Source organism: Nostocoides sp. HKS02, from assembly GCF_009707485.1.
Lineage (GTDB): Bacteria > Actinomycetota > Actinomycetes > Actinomycetales > Dermatophilaceae > Pedococcus.
Genome location: NZ_CP046121.1, coordinates 643568 through 659442, shown reverse-complemented (window position 1 = coordinate 659442; position 15875 = coordinate 643568). Strand labels below are relative to the sequence as shown.

Annotated in this window: 14 protein-coding genes; 6 read left to right on the top strand and 8 right to left on the bottom strand. The window is 70.9% G+C overall.

The genetic code is table 11. From position 1 onward, the window contains the following. Nucleotides 1-936: 936 nt before the first annotated feature. Genes GKE56_RS03070 through GKE56_RS03060 form a run of 3 tightly spaced genes read right to left on the bottom strand, consistent with a single transcriptional unit; the run spans nucleotide 937 to nucleotide 6082 of the window. Entirely contained in the window at nucleotides 937-3741 is a 2805-nt protein-coding gene (locus GKE56_RS03070; RefSeq protein WP_154683305.1) for a bifunctional YncE family protein/alkaline phosphatase family protein, read from the bottom strand. Between the two features lie 2 nt (nucleotides 3742-3743). Continuing rightward, on the bottom strand, nucleotides 3744-5120 hold the full coding sequence (locus GKE56_RS03065) for an ABC transporter permease (protein ID WP_154683304.1): 1377 nt from the start codon (nucleotides 5118-5120) through the stop codon (nucleotides 3744-3746). Then, nucleotides 5117-6082: an ABC transporter ATP-binding protein gene (locus GKE56_RS03060; RefSeq protein ID WP_154683303.1), complete on the bottom strand. Its 966-nt coding sequence runs from the start codon at nucleotides 6080-6082 to the stop codon at nucleotides 5117-5119. Before GKE56_RS03060 ends, GKE56_RS03065 begins: the two co-directional genes overlap by 4 nt. A gap of 200 nt (nucleotides 6083-6282) precedes the next feature. Here GKE56_RS03060 and panB point away from each other — a divergent pair, with 200 nt between their 5' ends. From panB to GKE56_RS03045, 3 genes are all read left to right on the top strand, one after another. Further along, nucleotides 6283-7164: a 3-methyl-2-oxobutanoate hydroxymethyltransferase gene (gene panB, locus GKE56_RS03055; protein WP_154683302.1), complete on the top strand. Its 882-nt coding sequence runs from the start codon at nucleotides 6283-6285 to the stop codon at nucleotides 7162-7164. A gap of 94 nt (nucleotides 7165-7258) precedes the next feature. Continuing rightward, nucleotides 7259-8272 carry a glucose-6-phosphate dehydrogenase (coenzyme-F420) gene (gene fgd / locus GKE56_RS03050; protein ID WP_154683301.1) on the top strand — a complete coding sequence of 338 codons (1014 nt, stop codon included), beginning with the start codon at nucleotides 7259-7261 and terminating at the stop codon, nucleotides 8270-8272. A gap of 40 nt (nucleotides 8273-8312) precedes the next feature. Continuing rightward, nucleotides 8313-8948: a bifunctional 2-polyprenyl-6-hydroxyphenol methylase/3-demethylubiquinol 3-O-methyltransferase UbiG gene (locus tag GKE56_RS03045; RefSeq protein ID WP_154683300.1), complete on the top strand. Its 636-nt coding sequence runs from the start codon at nucleotides 8313-8315 to the stop codon at nucleotides 8946-8948. Nucleotides 8949-8951: 3 nt separating this feature from the next. On the opposite strand, the gene GKE56_RS03040 is transcribed toward GKE56_RS03045, so the two are convergent. Then, a complete protein-coding gene (locus GKE56_RS03040; RefSeq protein WP_154683299.1) occupies nucleotides 8952-9140 on the bottom strand; it encodes a methionine aminopeptidase in 189 nt (62 codons plus the stop codon). A 58-nt stretch (nucleotides 9141-9198) separates the two neighbouring features. Between GKE56_RS03040 and map the strand changes: the two genes are divergently transcribed. After that, nucleotides 9199-10065, top strand: coding sequence for a type I methionyl aminopeptidase (gene map, locus GKE56_RS03035; RefSeq protein WP_154683298.1), 867 nt, complete (start codon nucleotides 9199-9201; stop codon nucleotides 10063-10065). A gap of 29 nt (nucleotides 10066-10094) precedes the next feature. Next, a complete protein-coding gene (gene ppgK, locus GKE56_RS03030; protein ID WP_154683297.1) occupies nucleotides 10095-10856 on the top strand; it encodes a polyphosphate--glucose phosphotransferase in 762 nt (253 codons plus the stop codon). 40 nt (nucleotides 10857-10896) lie between these two features. On the opposite strand, the gene GKE56_RS03025 is transcribed toward ppgK, so the two are convergent. The 4 genes from GKE56_RS03025 to GKE56_RS03010 all read right to left on the bottom strand — a co-directional run bounded on the left by GKE56_RS03025 (nucleotide 10897) and on the right by GKE56_RS03010 (nucleotide 15339). Then, nucleotides 10897-12465 (bottom strand): hypothetical protein, encoded by a 1569-nt coding sequence (locus tag GKE56_RS03025; RefSeq protein ID WP_154683296.1) that lies wholly within the window; start codon nucleotides 12463-12465, stop codon nucleotides 10897-10899. Further along, nucleotides 12441-13211: an ABC transporter ATP-binding protein gene (locus GKE56_RS03020; protein WP_154683295.1), complete on the bottom strand. Its 771-nt coding sequence runs from the start codon at nucleotides 13209-13211 to the stop codon at nucleotides 12441-12443. The genes GKE56_RS03025 and GKE56_RS03020 overlap by 25 nt, the downstream gene beginning before the upstream one ends. Before the next feature lie 70 nt (nucleotides 13212-13281). Beyond that, the gene (locus GKE56_RS03015) at nucleotides 13282-13944 is read right to left on the bottom strand and encodes an MBL fold metallo-hydrolase (protein WP_154683294.1); all 663 of its coding nucleotides are present in this window, start codon (nucleotides 13942-13944) and stop codon (nucleotides 13282-13284) included. A gap of 87 nt (nucleotides 13945-14031) precedes the next feature. After that, nucleotides 14032-15339 (bottom strand): hypothetical protein, encoded by a 1308-nt coding sequence (locus tag GKE56_RS03010; RefSeq protein WP_154683293.1) that lies wholly within the window; start codon nucleotides 15337-15339, stop codon nucleotides 14032-14034. Nucleotides 15340-15590: 251 nt separating this feature from the next. Between GKE56_RS03010 and GKE56_RS03005 the strand changes: the two genes are divergently transcribed. After that, entirely contained in the window at nucleotides 15591-15845 is a 255-nt protein-coding gene (locus tag GKE56_RS03005) for an ABC transporter permease (RefSeq protein WP_154683292.1), read from the top strand. Nucleotides 15846-15875: the final 30 nt, after the last annotated feature.

Here is a 15875-nt window from a genome sequence, read left to right as displayed (position 1 = left end):
GGACAGCGGCCCCAGGCCCGCCTCGAGCACCGCCATGCCCTCGGTGTCCAGCGTCAACGCGTACTCGAAGATCCCTGGGCCGTGCTCGCGCGGCTGCGACAGGCTCACGAACCCCTTCGCCGCGTCCTGCTCGCGCTGCAACACCTCCTCCAAGCCGTAGCGGGCCAGCAGCCGCGGCCGCACCAGCCGGCACCCCCGCGGCCCATGCGCTGCCGCCATGTCGATCAACCCCTCGACCACGGGACCCTCCGCGCCGTCGGCCAGCAGCGGGCGCAGCTTGTCCGCCTCGGCAATCACCGCAGCCCCCGCCCGCACCGGAATCCGGCCCGCGGCCACCGCAGCCACCACCGGCGCGTTGACGGCCTTGGCGAACTCGACTGCGACAGAGACCACCGTCCCTGCACCACCGGCCCGGGTCGAGGGAGCGTGCGCCATCACCCAACCCACCGGGCTCAGAGCCGAGCCCGCCCCCCCGCGCGCTGATCTCACCGCGCTCCAGGGCCTCCTGGGTGATCCTGACACGGGCCAGCTCTCCCGCGGCGACCACTGCGTCGACCACCCCCAGCCACGCACCGAGCTCCCCACCCGGCGCCTGGTAGAGCACCTCGTCCAACCCGGCCAGGGCCAGGACCGCGCTCTCCAACGCGGCCCGCCGTTCGGCCAGGTCACACCGACCCAGCTGACCCTCATCCCCCTGCATGCCTACCACGGTACGACCCACCACCGACAGCGGACCTGCTCGCTGGATCGCGAATCCCCTTACCCTCCAACCCTTTTCACCACCTCTCCTGTCAAGCCCAACCGCTCGTCCTGTGGACAGGCACCCGACGGCCACGCGCCTGGGGACAACCGGCGCGGCATACCCGCGCCAGCGCAGGCGACGGCCCGCCGGGGTCTCCGGCGGGCCGTCGGTCTCTCGCTACGGGCGAGTGGGTGTCACTGACCATCCGGGCTGGGGATGTAGGCCCCAGGAACCTGCGACGGCGTGTAGATCTTCGGGTCGCCCGGGTACGGGCGGGACCAGTCCTGCGCCTGGTACCACGTGAACCGGTTCATCAGCTCAGGGCTCGCGGTGTCAGGTGAGGGGTTGGCGCTGTTGAAACCCTGCTTCTTCCGCCAGGTCTCCCACTGCGCAGCGACGGCCTTCTCCGACGACGGGACGGTCATCGGCGCGGCCGCGCCCGACGTTGTCGCCGTGCTGGACGCCCCCGCGGGGGTGTCCTGACCACACGAGGGAGCAGGGGTCACCTGCTCGGTCAGCGGGATCTGGTTCTGCACGGCCGTGAACGGCGTGTAGTCGGGCTTGGACGTGAACGCGTCGTACATCGGCGTCGCCGCGGCGAGCTTCTGGTTCAGGGGCTGCGCTCCCAGGATCTGCTGGATGGTGCGGACCATGTTGATCTGCGAGTAGTAGGTGCTCACCACCTTGCCGTGCTGCGCCCACGGGCTGATCACCTGGACCGGGGCACGGTGGCCGTCGACGTGGTCCGCACCGTCCTGGCTGTCGTCCTCGACCACGAAGATGGCCGAGTCCTTCCAGTACTTGCTGTGCGAGATCTGGTCCACGACCTGGCCGACCCCGAGGTCACCGTCGGCGACCTGAGCGCGAGCGTCGGGGGCTCCGCCGGTGTGGTCGCTGGACAGCCAGAGCATGTTGAGGTTCGCCGGGCCGTTCTTCTGGAAGTCCTGCTTCCACACCGCGGTCCGGTAGATGTCGGGGATGTTGACGTCGAACTTCGGGTAGTTGTGGACGGTGATCTGGTTCAGCGACGGGATCGGTGACTGGGTGTCCGACTTGAGCGAGGGGTCCATCAGCGTGCTCGGGTCGCCGCCGGCCTGGACAGCCTTCGCGGTGCAGTAGTAGTTCTGCCAGGTCGCTCCGGCCGGCTTGCTCAGGAACTGGGTGAACTCGCCGTAGTTGCGCGCCGTGGCCCCCGCCGACAGTGCCGAGGTCCACAGGAACCCGGAGCGCTGGTGACCGAGCACGTCGTCCTCGGTGTCGTAGCTGCGGATGTACTCCCCCGCGCTTGACTCGGTGTATGCCGGGTTGTCGCCCTGCATCAGCCAGTTGTGCCCCTCGGCGGAGTTCGTGCCGATGTCGTACACGTTGTCGTAGAGCCCGAACTGCTTGGCCAGGGCGTGCTGGTTGGGCGTGACCTTCTGGCCGAACTGCACCAGTGAGGGGTCGCCGTTGCCGCGCGTGTCGTCGCCGTACACCTGGTCGTAGGTCCGGTTCTCCTTGACGATCATGAAGACGTGCTTGATCGTCGAGGGGTCGCCGAGCCGCTTCGGGACGGGGACCGCCGCGACCGTGTGACCCTCGCTGCGCTTGACGTCGTTCTTGCCCCACCCGTTCTGGGCGAAGACCGTCGAGGTGTACTTCGCGATCTGCTGGTCGCTCGGCACCGTGAAGCTCGTCAACGACGCCGTGGTGCTGTGGGTGTCGTGGCCACTGACGACCGGGACGCCGTAGCCCTTGTCGGTCGTGATGGCCGGACCGCGCGCGTCGATGCCCCGGGTGTTGGTGACGACGACCCGGGAGCCGACCGTGGCCACGTTCGCCGGGTAGTAGTCCGTCGGGAGCAGGCCGACGAAGCTCACCGGCTCCTGCGGACGGCTGCCGTAGCGGTAGACCGCGACCGCGTTCGCCCGGCCGAGGGTGACCAGGAGGTGACCGTCCTTGGTGAGGGCGATGGCGGTCGGCTCGTAGCCGACCTTGGAGGCCGGCCACGGCTGGGTGGCGATGGTCTGGACGACCGCGTCCTTGCCGGTGTCGATGACCGAGACGGTGTCGCTGTTGGTGTTGGCGACGAACAGCGCGTTGCCGGCGCTGTACAAAGCGGTCGGGTGCAGCCCGACGTCGATGGACTGGACCGCGGCCGACGGGGTGGCGGTGTCGATGACGCTGACCGTGCCGGTGGTCGTGGTGTCCAGGTAGCGGTCCGTGGGCACGTTCGTGCCGTAGGAGTTGAGGGCGGTCTCGTTGGGCTTGGCAGCCCGGCCGCCTTCGTTGCTGACGTACAGCTTGCTGCCCTTGAACAGGAGCTGGCGGGGTGCGTTGCCCACCTTCCAGGTCGCCTTGACTACGCCTGTTGCCGCGTCCAGGGCGGCCACCGTGTTCTGGCCGTTCAGCGCGACGTAGAGAGTGGATCCGTCTGGTGAGTATGCCGATTGGCCCGGGAGCGCCGAGGCGCCGTTCACCTGGGGAAGCGGGAACCGGGTCGCCGTGCCGAGGGTGCCGTCCGGGTTGACCGGGAACCGGGTGAGGGCGTTGGCCTGGGAGAGCCAGAGGAACTTGCCGTCAGGTGAGTAGGTCGGACCCTCCTGGCCGACGCTTCCGTCCGACAGCGGCTGGTCGACGCCAGCGGCCTTGCCGACCCGGTAGACGAGCTTGTTGGTCGTGAGGTCGAAGACCTGGAGCACGACGCCCTTGTCGGCGCTGCTCGCTGCGAGGAACCGCCCGCCAGGGCTGACCGTCGAGCCCATGAACTTGCCGTACTGGGTCATGACCCGGTCACCGATCGGCTTGATGACCTGGTTGTCGGAGACCTGGAGCCCGTCCGCGTACTGCGTGCCGACCGTGCGGTTTCCGAAGACATCGGTCGTGGCGTAGGCGATCCCGCCGCCGGCGATGGAGAGCGCCACCGTGCCGACCAGAGCCGACCGGACCCGGCGGTGGGTCCTCCCGACCTGCTCAGGACCAGTGGGCGAGATGCGTCGCCGCTGTTGCGTGACCTGCATGTTCATCCTTTCGAGGGGTTGCGCGACAGGTCGACGAGACCGTCGATCTGCCACAGGGGGTTCGGTGCGTCCCCGGTCGGGGTGTGCACCTGGAAGTAGCCGTTCACCTCACGCGGCCCGTCGCCGTCGGCGACGTAGCGACCTTCGGTGGCGACATCGAGCTGGTAGAGGGCCGTTCCCACGGCGGTGGCGCCCGGGATGTGCCACGACACGGCACATCGCCAGTCGTTGCCCGGCCCCTCGTCGTTCCCGTGGGATCCGGCCCGGTAGCACGAGGCGCTGGTGCGCAGCTGGGCCTCGGTCACGTCGGGTCGCCGGAGCTCACGGGACTGCAGTCGGTACAGGTGGGCGAACGACGTCGACAGGGACTGCTCCACCGCGGGCTTGTCGATGCCGGAGGCGGTCGCGGGCGTCAATGCCTCGACGCCTCCGACGCTCAGGCTCGCCAGGACAGCCAGGGCGACGGCAGCGACGAGCACCGAGCGCAGACCGGAGCCGTCGTGGGAGAGGCCGGCGAAGTCACGGCGCATGAACAGGACGTAGGCGAGCGTCGTGGCGACGACGACCCACGCGAGGCTCACCGACAGGCCAATCACCAGTGGTCCGGTCTGCGCCGGGGTGGTGAACAGGCCGCGCCAGGCGAGGAACGTCTGGCTCGGCAGGGCGAGACGCACCGCAGCCGGCATGGGCAGCAGCTGGGCCGACTGCAGCAGGAAGGCGAGCAGCGCGGGCATGAGCAGCCCTATCGGCGAGCGCCCCAGCGCGACCGAGCCGAGCAGCCCGACGGCCGCGTAGGCGAGCGACCCGGCGGCCACACAGGCCCAGGCCAGCAGCACCAGCCGCGCGCTGTGCCCCGGATCGAGGATTCGTCCGTCGAGCCCGACGAGCGCGTGGTTGCCGACCGTCGCCACTCCCCCGCCCATGCTCGAGATCGCCAGACCCGACTCCATGACGAGGATCACCGCGCCGCTCGCGAGCGCCTTCGCAACGAAGATCCGGCGCGGCGAGCGGACCGCCATGACGAGGTGGCGCCACGTGCCGAGGCGGTCCTCGGCGGCGAACACGTCACCCGCGACCAGCGCGGTGATGAGCGGGAGCACCCAGCTGCACGAGAAGCCGAGCACCACCAACGAGCCGGCCCAGCCGGTCTCGAACATCCAGCGGCCGAACACCGTGTCGCTCGGCATGGAGCTCTGTTGGCTGGCCAGGGCGATGAACGCGGCCGGCCCGATCCAGCAGGCCAGCAGGACGATCCGGATCCGCCACTGGGTGAGCAGCTTGACCAGCTCGAACCGGACGCTGGGCAGCAGGTCGGCAGGGCCGACGCCTGCGGCGGCGGTCGGGACGTCGGCCGGCGCCTCGAGGAGTGCAGAGCTCATCGGACCTCCCCCTGCGACGTCGTGGGATCGCCTGCGCCCGTCAGGGCGAGGAACGCCGCCTCGAGCGGCGGTACGACGGGTCTCAGCTCGCGCACGGCGACGCCTGCACCGACGAGCCTGATGACCAGCTCGTCGATGGCGTCCACCGCGCCGCGGGCGATGACGGCGTCGGCCTCGGGGCCGGGCGTGGTGTCGCCCGGCACCACCTGGATGCCGGGAGTCTGGGCGGCGACGCGTCGGGCCGTCGCGGCATCAGAGGTGACGACCCGGTAGTCGAGCCGACCACTTTCCGATGCGAGCTTGGCCACCGGCCCGGTGAAGACCACCCGGCCGGCGGCCAGGAGCGTGACCTCGGAGCAGAGCGCGGCCAGGTCGTCCATGTGGTGGCTGGAGATGACGACGGTGGCGCCCCGGGCAGCCAGGTCGCGCAGCACCGCGAACACCTGGCGCTTACCCGCCGGGTCCAGCCCGTTGGACGGCTCGTCGAGGACGAGCAGCCGCGGGGTCGTGAGCAGGGCGGCCGCCAGACCGAGCCGCTGGCGCATGCCCAGCGAGTAGCCCCGGAGCCGCTCGTCGGCGACCTCGACCAGGCCGACCTGGTCGAGGACGTGGTCGACCTCGCCGGAGCGGTCGGCCCGATGGCCGCGGAGCGCGGCGAGGGCCGTGAGGTTCTGCCGGGCGGTGAGGGACGGGTACAGCCCGGGTCCGTCGACGAACCCGGCGACACCGTCCGGTATGCCGTGCACGCGGCTCACCGGCGCGCCCAGGATCTCGAGGGTGCCCCGGTCTGCGACGGACAGGCCGAGCAGGAGACCGAGCAAGGTGGTCTTCCCGGCGCCGTTGGGTCCCACCAGACCGTGGACCTGGCCGCTCGGGATGTCGAGGTCAACCCCGTCGAGCGCGACCACGTCGCCGAAGTACTTCGCGACTCCTCGCGACCGGACGGCGGGCGAGCTCTCCATGGGGCGTCCTCTCGAATCGGCTGAACCACGCCGACGTTAGGCAGGACGGAAGGTCACCAGGCGGATGGAACCTGAACCCCGGGCGAACAACGGGTTCCCTTGTCGCGCTGGACGATGCCCAGCGGCATACCGAGGGCCGGCGAAGACGAGAAGTTCTCCCATCGCCCGACGCCGACGCCGAGCCTCCTAGGATGCCGGACATGAGCGACCAGCCCACCCCAGCTCCCAGCGCCGGCCCCGAGGTCAGCGCCCCCTACGGCACCGGCGCGCAGGCCGCACCGCAGCGCCGGGTGCGCGTGCCCCACCTGCAGGCGATGAAGGAGAAGGGCGAGAGGTGGGCCATGCTCACCGCCTACGACATGTATGCCGCCGAGATCTTCGACGAAGCAGGCATCCCCGTACTGCTCGTGGGCGACTCCGCCGGCAACAACGTCTACGGGTTCGAGACCACCGTCCCCGTCACGGTGGACCACCTCGTGCCACTCGTGCGCGCGGTCACCTCGGCCGCCAAGCACGCCATGGTGGTGGCGGACCTCCCGTTCGGGTCCTACCAGGCCAGCCCGCAGCAGGCCCTGGCCACGGCGACCCGGTTCATGAAGGAGGGCATGGCCCACGCGGTGAAGCTCGAGGGCGGCAAGCCGATGGTCCCCGAGGTGGAGCTTCTCGTGCGCGCCGGCATCCCGGTCATGGGCCACATCGGCTTCACCCCGCAGAGCGAGCACGTGCTCGGCGGCTACCGCGTCCAAGGCCGCGGGGACAGCGCCGACCGGCTCGTCGAGGACGCGGTCGCCCTGGAGAAGGCCGGCTGCTTCGCCGTCGTGATGGAGATGGTCCCCGCCCCGCTCGCCGCCCGGGTGACCGAGGTCCTGCGGATCCCGACCATCGGCATCGGCGCCGGCCCGCACTGCGATGCCCAGGTCCTGGTCTGGCAGGACATGGCGGGGCTGCGGGGCGGCAAGGCCCCGCGGTTCGTCCGGAAGTACGCAGACCTGCGCGGGGCCCTGAGCGCCGCCGCGTCCGCGTACGCCGCCGACGTCGCCTCAGGCACCTTCCCCGCGCCGGAGAACTCATTCCTCGAGTAACCGAGGAGATCCACGTGACCCGGCACCGCCGCACCACCCTCCTGGCCGTCGGCATCGTCTTCTGAGGTCATGCCCCCCGCCCTAGGGTGGGGGCATGACCCTGAGGATCGGATACAAGGCATCAGCCGAGCAGTTCGGGCCCCGCGAGCTGCTCGACTACGCCGTGCAGGCGGAGCAGGTCGGGCTCGACAGCGTGATGATCTCCGACCACTTCCAGCCGTGGCGCCACCACGGCGGTCATGCGCCGTTCTCGCTGGCCTGGCTGGCCGCGTTGGGTGAGCGCACCGAGCGCGTCCAGCTCGGTACCTCCGTGATGACCCCCACCTTCCGCTACAACCCTGCGGTCATGGCCCAGGCCTTCGGCACGCTCGGGTCCCTCTACCCCGGCCGCGTCATGCTCGGAGTGGGCACCGGTGAGGCGCTCAACGAGGTCGTGGTCGGCTCAGTCGGGGGCGACGAGTGGCCGGAGTTCAAGGAGCGTTTCGCCCGGCTGCGCGAGGCGGTCAGCCTGATGCGGGCGTTGTGGACCGACGAGCGGGTGACGTTCGAGGGCGAGTACTACCGGACCGTCGACGCGACGGTCTACGACAAGCCCGAGCAGCCCGTGCCGGTCTACGTCGCCGCTGGGGGCCCGCTCGTGGCGAGGTATGCCGGGCGGGCCGGGGACGGGTTCATCTGCACCTCCGGCAAGGGCGAGGAGCTCTACCGCGACAAGCTCCTGCCCGCGGTGGACGAGGGCCTGGCGAAGGCCGGTCGGGACCGCGACGTCCTCGACCGGATGATCGAGATCAAGCTGTCGTGGGACCCCGACCGCGACCAGGCCGTCGCCAACTGCCGCTTCTGGGCGCCGCTGTCCCTCACGGCCGAGCAGAAGCACGGCACCAGCGACCCGCTCGAGATGGAGCGGCTCGGCGACGCCCTCCCCGACGAGCAGGTCGCACAGCGCTGGATCGTCTCGGACGACCCCGAGGAGGTCGTCGCCGCCGTGAAGCAGTACGTCGACTGGGGCTTCACCCACCTCGTCTTCCACGGGCCAGGACCCGACCAGTCGCGGTTCCTCACGACCTTCGCCGAGCGGGTGCTGCCGGGCCTGCGCGAGCTGGGGTGAGGCCGTTCCCATCGCGCGGGGGCGAACCTACGCTGGGGGCATGAGCGAGACAGTGTCCCCGGAACCTCGCACGCGCTGGTCGGAGGTGTCCGGCGGCCTCGGCGGGGCCACGGCATACCAGCAGCGGTTCGACGACCTCGCGGCCAGCGGGGTCGACATCCACGGCGAAGCGGCGTTCGTCGAGGCGCTCCTGCCCGCACCGGCCCGGGTGCTCGACGCCGGCTGTGGCACAGGCCGCGTCGCGACCCAGCTCACCAGCCTGGGGTACGACTGCGTGGGGGTCGACGCCGACGCGGACATGATGGCGGTGGCCGAGCGCCGTGACCCGGCCACCCGGTGGGTCCGGCAGGACCTCAGCCGTCTCGAGCTGCGCACGCAGGCCTTCGGGCTGGCCATCCTGGCAGGCAACGTCATCCCGCTGCTCGCGCCCGGCACCTTGCTGGCGGCGGTGCAGCGGCTGGCCGCCCACCTCCAGCCCGGCGGGCTGCTCGTCGCCGGCTTCGGGCTCGACGAAGACCACCTGCCCCCGGGGTGCCCGGTGACGCCGCTCGCGGACTACGACCGCGCCTGCGACGTCGCGGGGCTGTCGTTCCTGCGGCGCTACGCCACGTGGGACCGCGCGTCGTGGCACCCCGGTGGCGGGTATGCCGTGTCGGTGCACCGACGCACCGCCTGAGGGTCAGTCGTTGGAGGAGCCCTCCTCCCAGGCCTTGTCCTCCTCGTCCCACGCCTCGGTGCGCTGCCGAGCGGTGTCGAGCGCCTTCGCAGCCTCGGCCTCGGAGCCGTACGGACCCATGAGGTCGTCGCTCTGGCTCTTGTTCTCGTCGCTCTCCACGGTTCCGGTGGTGAGGTTGTACCAGTAAGCCATCAGTGCCCTCCAGGCCCTCCAGGTCGACGGATCGTCGGACGTCCCTAGACTCCACCGTATGCCGTTGACGTACGCAAGTGTGGCCCCGGGCGTCGTGTCGCCGCGACGCCCCGTGCCCGCGTCCATCGAGCGGCCGGAGTACGTCGACAAGCCTGCTCCGGACCGCGACCTCGGCCCGGAGGTCAAGGACGCCGAGACCATCGAGAAGATGCGGGTCGCCGGCCGGATCGCCGCCCAGGCGATGGCGGCTGCCGCAGCGGTCATCGCGCCGGGGGTCACCACCGACGAGATCGACCGGGTGGGCCACGAGTTCCTGCTCGACCACGGCGCCTACCCCTCGACCCTGGGCTACAAGGGTTTTCCCAAGTCGCTGTGCACGTCGGTGAACGAGGTCGTCTGCCACGGCATCCCCGACAGCCGTCCGCTCGAGGACGGCGACATCGTCAACATCGACATCACCGCCTACCTCGACGGAGTCCATGGAGACACCGACGCGACGTACCTGTGCGGCGACGTCGACGAGGAGTCGCGCCTGCTCGTCGAGCGCACCCACGAGGCGATGGTGCGCGGCATCCGTGCCGCCGTCCCCGGTCGTGAGGTCAACGTCATCGGCCGCGTCATCCAGAGCTACGCCCGGCGCTTCGGCTACGGCGTGGTCCGCGACTTCACCGGTCACGGCATCGGCCGGGCGTTCCACAGCGGTCTGGTGATCCCCCACTACGACGCCGCCCCGTCATACCGCACGGTGATCGAGACGGGCATGACCTTCACCATCGAGCCGATGCTCAACCTCGGCGGCCGCCACGAGTGGGACATGTGGGAGGACGGCTGGACCGTCGTCACCAAGGACCGTCAACGCTCGGCCCAGTTCGAGCACACGATCCTCATCACCGACACCGGTAACGAGATCCTGACGCTGCCCTGAGGCGGCGTTCACCGCAAGGAGGCGGGCACATGGCCAAGCACGGACTTCCGTTGGGCATCGACGTGGGCGGCAGCGGCGTCAAGGGCGCCCCGGTCGACCTCGCTAAGGGCGCCTTCGCGGCCAAGCGGATGCGGATCGACACGCCGGTGCCCTCCACGCCGGCCGCCGTCGCCGCGGTCATCGACAAGATCGTCGACCACTTCGACGACGTGCGCGGCGACTCCCCCATCGGCGTGACGATCCCGGGCGTCGTCACCCACGGGGTGGTGCGCTCCGCGGCCAACATCGACAAGGGCTGGTTGGACTTCGACGCCGAGCCCATGCTGGAGAAGGTCCTCGGCCACGACATCATCCTGGTCAACGACGCCGACGCCGCTGGCGTCGCCGAGCTGCACTACGGCGCCGCGAAGGGCCACCGCGGCCTGGTCGTCATGACGACCCTCGGCACCGGCATCGGCACCGCGCTGATCCACGACGGCACCCTCATCCCCAACTCCGAGCTCGGTCACCTCGAGATCGACGGACACGACGCCGAGACCCGGGCGGCCTCGTCGATCAAGGACAAGGAGGGTCTCAGCTATGCCGAGTGGGCGGTCCGCCTGCAGCGCTACTACAGCCACCTCGAGGCGCTCCTGTGGCCCGAGCTGTTCGTCGTCGGGGGCGGCGTCTCCAAGGACTCCGAGAAGTTCCTCCCGCTGCTGAAGCTCCGCACCCCCATCGTCGCTGCCCAGCTGGAGAACAAGGCGGGCATCATCGGCGCCGCGCACCTGGCCGCCCACAAGGGCGACTGAGGCGCGACCGCAGGTCGACCCGCACCGACCCGGGGCCGACTCAGCGCATCGACACGAGGTCCTGGAGCAGATCGGCCTGGCGCCTGCGGAAGAGGGCGCCCCCGGCGCGCGCGCCCACCGTCAGGACCCCGGCACCGACCACCGGTCCGACGACCAGCGCGGCCCAGGCGGCCCACTGCCAACCGTGAACCGCGAGTGCGGCGAGGACCAGCACCGGCGCGGACAGCGTGACGACCGCCGCGCCGCAGATGGACTGGACACCCAGGGTGACGCCGACCGAGCCCGGGCGGCTGCTGAACGGGTTCTCCCCCGGCGCCGGAACGGCATACTGCTTCACTGCGCTGGTCACGCACGCGACGGCGAACCCGCTGAGCGCCACGCCCACCCCCGCTCCGAGGGTGGCCGGCAGGAGGCGCCAGGGAGCGCCCACGAGCGGGCCGAGCACGGCATACGCCGGCACGCAGACGACCGCGATAAGACCCGACGGGAACAGCCGTCCGAGCCGGTCGCTCACACCGTCGACCCCGGCGGCGACGTGCATCCAGAAGGCCGTCGAGTCGTACCCCACGTCGTTGTGCTGCCCCCAGCCGATGAGGTATGCCGAGGACACCGGCATGGCGAGCAGGGCCAGCTGCGAGCCGGACACGAGGCCCGGCACGAGCAGCCCGGTCGGGAGCAGGATCGTCATCACCGCAGGGAAGTTGAACCGTGGGTCACGCATCCAGTAGGTGCCGGCCCGCGCCGCGATGGCACCCATCGGGGTGCCGGGAAGCCGTGCGAACAGCCCGAGGCCGCGGCGACTCCCGCCCTCGGCGGCCGAGGTGCGCGGGTTGCGCAGCGCGGCGACGAGGACGCGGTGCCACACCTCGAACAGCGCCAGCGCGGCGGCCGCGGCCAGCACCAGTCGGAGCAGGGCGACTCCCCAGTGGCCGAGCGCCGCGTCGGCGGGAGCGGCCCACACCCATCCCAGTGGGGTCCACGCGACGAGGTCGGCCGCTCGGTGGAGCGCGCCCAGCTGCATCCCGCTGCCGCTGGTGAGGCTGACGACCGACCCGAGCGCGAGCATCACGAGGAACCCGCCGAGCCCCGCCAGGTCCCGGCCACGGCGGGTCGCGAGGACGGCCGCAGTCGCCCCCGTGACGATCCGGCTCAGGACCACGCAGGTGAACAGCGCGCACGCGCCCGCCAGCACCCCGACCACCACCGGCAGCACACCCCGTGAGGTCGCCACGACCGAGCCACCGACGAGCACCAGGGTGGCCAGGCCCGGCAGTCCCACGAGGCCGGTCAGGACGAGACCGAACGCTAGCGTGCGCTCGGGGACGGCGAAGGTCGCGAACCGCACGGGGTCCAGGGTGGGGTCGATGCCGAAGAGCACGACCGGCAGCACCGCCCAGCCCACCATCAACCCGGCGCCGCCGAGAACCACCGCCGTCCGGGCGAGCTGCGCATCGGGCTGGACCCGCAGGGCGACGAGGGCGACGACAGCGACGGCGACGAAGCCGCCGCCGTAGAGCAGGCCCACGACCAAGCCGATGACCGCGGCGAGGCCGCGGCGCAAGCCGTTGCGCAGCAGGGCGAGCTTCAGTCGGAGGAGGTGCGCAACCACGCCAGACCCTCCACGTCCGTGGCGCCCCCGACGAGCTCGAGGAACCGGTCCTCCAGCCGGCCCCCCTCACGGACGACCTCGAGCGGGCCGGCCGTGCGCACCCGGCCGGCCACGATGATCGCGACGTCGGTGCAGATCCGCTCCACGAGGTCCATCACGTGGCTCGAGAGGACGACCGTGCCGCCGCTGCCGGCGAAGCCCTCGAGGATGCCGCGGATGGTCCGCGCCGAGACGGGGTCCACGGCCTCGAACGGCTCGTCGAGGACCAGGAGGCGCGGTGCGTGGACCAGGGCACAGGCCAGGGTGACCTTCTTGGTCATGCCCGCGGAGTAGTCGATGACGAGCTTGTCCCGCGCCTCGGTGAGGCCCAGGGCGACGAGCAGCTCCTCGACCCGCTGCTCGACGAGCTCGCGCGGCATGCCTCGCAGCAGGCCTGCATATGTCACGAGCTGGCGACCGGTGAGGCGGTCGAAGATGCGCAGTCCGTCGGGCAGCACACCGATCTTCGCCTTCGCGGCGACCGGGTCGGCCCACACGTCCACGCCGAGGACGTGGGCGGTGCCTTCGTCGGGGCGCAACAGCCCGGTCGCCATGGACAGGGTCGTGGTCTTGCCCGCCCCGTTGGGACCCACCAGCCCGTAGAACGACCCGCGCGGGACGTCGAGGTCGAGTTGGTCGACGGCGGTCGTCGGCCCGAAGCGCTTGGTGAGGGCGCGCAGGCGCAGGGCCGGTTCGGGCTGGGGCATGGCGCGACGCTACCTCGGTCGGGCGACGAAGATGGTCCCCTTGGGGACGTTCGACCCGTATGGCGGCCCGTCACCGGCCCGCGGCGAACACCTGCGGCTGGCCGTCGGCGAGGTCGTGCACCTGGGTCTGCGGCGAGCCCAGCGTGCGTGCCTGGGTGAGGTAGAGGTTGCGGCCCGCGGCGTTGAGCAGCCCGTCGTGGACGGGGATCGCGTGCGGGGCCTCCAGCCGCCGCAGGAAGGCGGTCATCTCGCGACTGCGCTGCCACGGTGCGTTGAGCGGGAAGGCGAGGACGTCGACCTGCCCCGGCTCGCCGTCGAGGGCGTCGCCGGGGTGGAAGAAGGTCGGCTCGCCGTCGGCGCTCAGCCGCATGCCGGTGTTGTGGATGCGCGGGAGCTCGTCGTGGATCAGGGCGTGCAGCTCACCCACGCCGGTGATCGTGACACCCTTCAGCTCCGTGGCGTCGCCGGGGCCACACGCTTCGGCGTCGATTCCCTTGTCGCGCAACAGCATCGCCGTGTCAGGGTCGGTGATGAGACGGGCCCCCGGGTTGGCTCGCAGCAGGTCGGGGAACCGGTCCTGGTCGAGGTGGTCAGGGTGCTGGTGGGTCACGAGGACAGCATCGAGGTCGCGTTGACCGTGCGCGCCCGGTGACCACACCCCCGGATCGAGCAGGATCCGAGCGTCCGCCGTTTCGACGAGCAGGCTGGCGTGGCCGAGATGGGTGAGCCGCATGGCTCCACGCTAAGCCAACCCGCGAGCCGGCGCTTGGCCCGACAACGCGACCGAGGCCCCACCGCCTGCGCGGTGAGGCCCCGGTGTTCAGCGGTCGAGCTCAGCAGCCAGTCGCGACGTGGGCGAACCCGTCGTACCCGGGAGAAGGAATCGCGGTAGTGCGCGGTCCCATGAAGGTGTACCGGCCGTCCCACGACCGCAGACCCAGGGGGTCGTGCCGTCACGGGTGAACCAGTTGGCGTTCACCTCGTCCTCCGGGTGCCAGACGTTGTTCGCCGCCGGGTCGGGGTTGCCGGCCAGCGGGAACCAGACGCCGACGACCGGGTCGCCGGTCTCGAGGGACGACGTGCAGCCGTACTGGGGGGCGGTCGGCGTCAGCCAGGGCTGGACCCTGTTGTTGACGAACGGGTCGTCCAGCCACTCCGCGACCTCGTGGGACAGCGCGTGGATGTCGGCGATGCCCCGCCGGGGCGACGTGGTCGGCGAGAATCCGGTGTAGGTGTTCGGCGTGGTGTAGGCCGCGTAGATGAACGTCTGCACCGGGTTGTTGCCCTGGCCGTTGGTCTGACCCGCGCCGTGGCCGAGTGGCATGGCCGCGCCGTGGTAGCCCAGCGTGCAGCAGTTCGTGTAGTTGCCGTGACCGTCGTACAACAGCACGTTGTGGGTGAGGAAGATCGGCACGGTGGTCGGGTCGATCTGCAGCGAACCCATCAGCTGCTGCAGCTTGGTCGAGAACCAGGCACTGTCGGCGATCCCGGCGACGGCGCCGGAGAAGCGCTGGTACGCAACGCCCTTGGTGGCGGGCACGGCGATGGTCTGCTTGGGCAGGACCGAGCTGTTGGCGAGGTTGACGTGGTAGCCGCTGCCGATCTTGTTGAACTGCGCGCGCATGAACACGTCGCCGTACTGGCCGGTGTCACCACCGAGATCGGGGTCGTAGGTGTTGCTCCGGAAGATCGGGGAGGCGAGCGTCTTGTCGACGTCGCTCGGCGTGCCCGCCGTCGGGTCGGCATCCCAGTTCTGCGCCTTGGCGTCGTAGCCGTAGAGAGCGCTCACCGCGGACATGTCCTGGCCGGCGGCCACGAACGTGAACTCGAGCGGGATGATCTCGGTCTTCACCGTCGTGGAGCCACCCTGTCGCGGGTCGGAACCCACCATGGTCGCGGTGTAGGACTGCGAGTTCGTCGGGTCGGTGTAGGTGAACGACCAGTGCGGGATCGTGCGGGCGCCGTAGGCCGGCGTGACGCTTCCGGCAGTGGCGAACCGGGCGTCGTTGGACGGGCCGGTTCCGGACCCTCCGGGCGACGCCCCAGCCGTCGCGGCGGCGAGTGGAGCTGCGGCCAGTGCACCGGCCGCCACGGCGGCGACCAGCACCGCACGGGACGTGATCTTCATAGGACCCCTCTTCGATGACGGCACTCTCGGGGCACCAGCTCGCGGGAGTGCTGTGGGTGACCGGGCTGTTTGCCCGAACCGTGGATCACCGTAAGACCAGTTCAGCGGGTCCGCCAGCCGAGATCGCGAACGCCTCACCGCGGTCGTTCTCGGTCGTGCAAGCACTAGCCGACGGCTCGCACCGGTGGAACACTTCGAATGGTGTTGGCGCGGCCCGGCCGCCGGGCCGCCAGCCGCTGGGAGGCCCGAACGTGAACCCGAAGTCGCGCCCGTCGTTCTGGATCGAGAGCGCCCTCGCGGGCGCAGCGGCGGCCCTGGCCGTGGCGACCCTGGTCTGGAGGGACTGGATCGAGGGGATCTTCGGGGTGGACCCCGACCAGCACTCCGGGTCCGCGGAGTGGCTGGTCGTCAGCGCGCTCCTCGCCGCCGCACTCGTCCTCGCGCTGCTGGCCGGCAGGCAGTGGCGCACGTGGCGGGCCGGCTCCGGTGCACCCGAGGCCGGCTAGGACGCGGCCGAGGATGCGCCGCCCCAGGTC

Coding starts and splice junctions, on each gene's coding strand:
- GKE56_RS03020 (WP_154683295.1), bottom strand. CDS start 13,211: ATGCCCCAGCCCGAACCGGCCCTGCGCCTGCGCGCCCTCACCAAGCGC.
- panB (WP_154683302.1), top strand. CDS start 6,283: ATGAGCGACCAGCCCACCCCAGCTCCCAGCGCCGGCCCCGAGGTCAGC.
- GKE56_RS03045 (WP_154683300.1), top strand. CDS start 8,313: ATGAGCGAGACAGTGTCCCCGGAACCTCGCACGCGCTGGTCGGAGGTG.
- GKE56_RS03010 (WP_154683293.1), bottom strand. CDS start 15,339: ATGAAGATCACGTCCCGTGCGGTGCTGGTCGCCGCCGTGGCGGCCGGT.
- map (WP_154683298.1), top strand. CDS start 9,199: ATGCCGTTGACGTACGCAAGTGTGGCCCCGGGCGTCGTGTCGCCGCGA.
- GKE56_RS03040 (WP_154683299.1), bottom strand. CDS start 9,140: ATGGCTTACTGGTACAACCTCACCACCGGAACCGTGGAGAGCGACGAG.
- ppgK (WP_154683297.1), top strand. CDS start 10,095: ATGGCCAAGCACGGACTTCCGTTGGGCATCGACGTGGGCGGCAGCGGC.
- GKE56_RS03070 (WP_154683305.1), bottom strand. CDS start 3,741: ATGCAGGTCACGCAACAGCGGCGACGCATCTCGCCCACTGGTCCTGAG.
- GKE56_RS03065 (WP_154683304.1), bottom strand. CDS start 5,120: ATGAGCTCTGCACTCCTCGAGGCGCCGGCCGACGTCCCGACCGCCGCC.
- fgd (WP_154683301.1), top strand. CDS start 7,259: ATGACCCTGAGGATCGGATACAAGGCATCAGCCGAGCAGTTCGGGCCC.
- GKE56_RS03015 (WP_154683294.1), bottom strand. CDS start 13,944: ATGCGGCTCACCCATCTCGGCCACGCCAGCCTGCTCGTCGAAACGGCG.
- GKE56_RS03060 (WP_154683303.1), bottom strand. CDS start 6,082: ATGGAGAGCTCGCCCGCCGTCCGGTCGCGAGGAGTCGCGAAGTACTTC.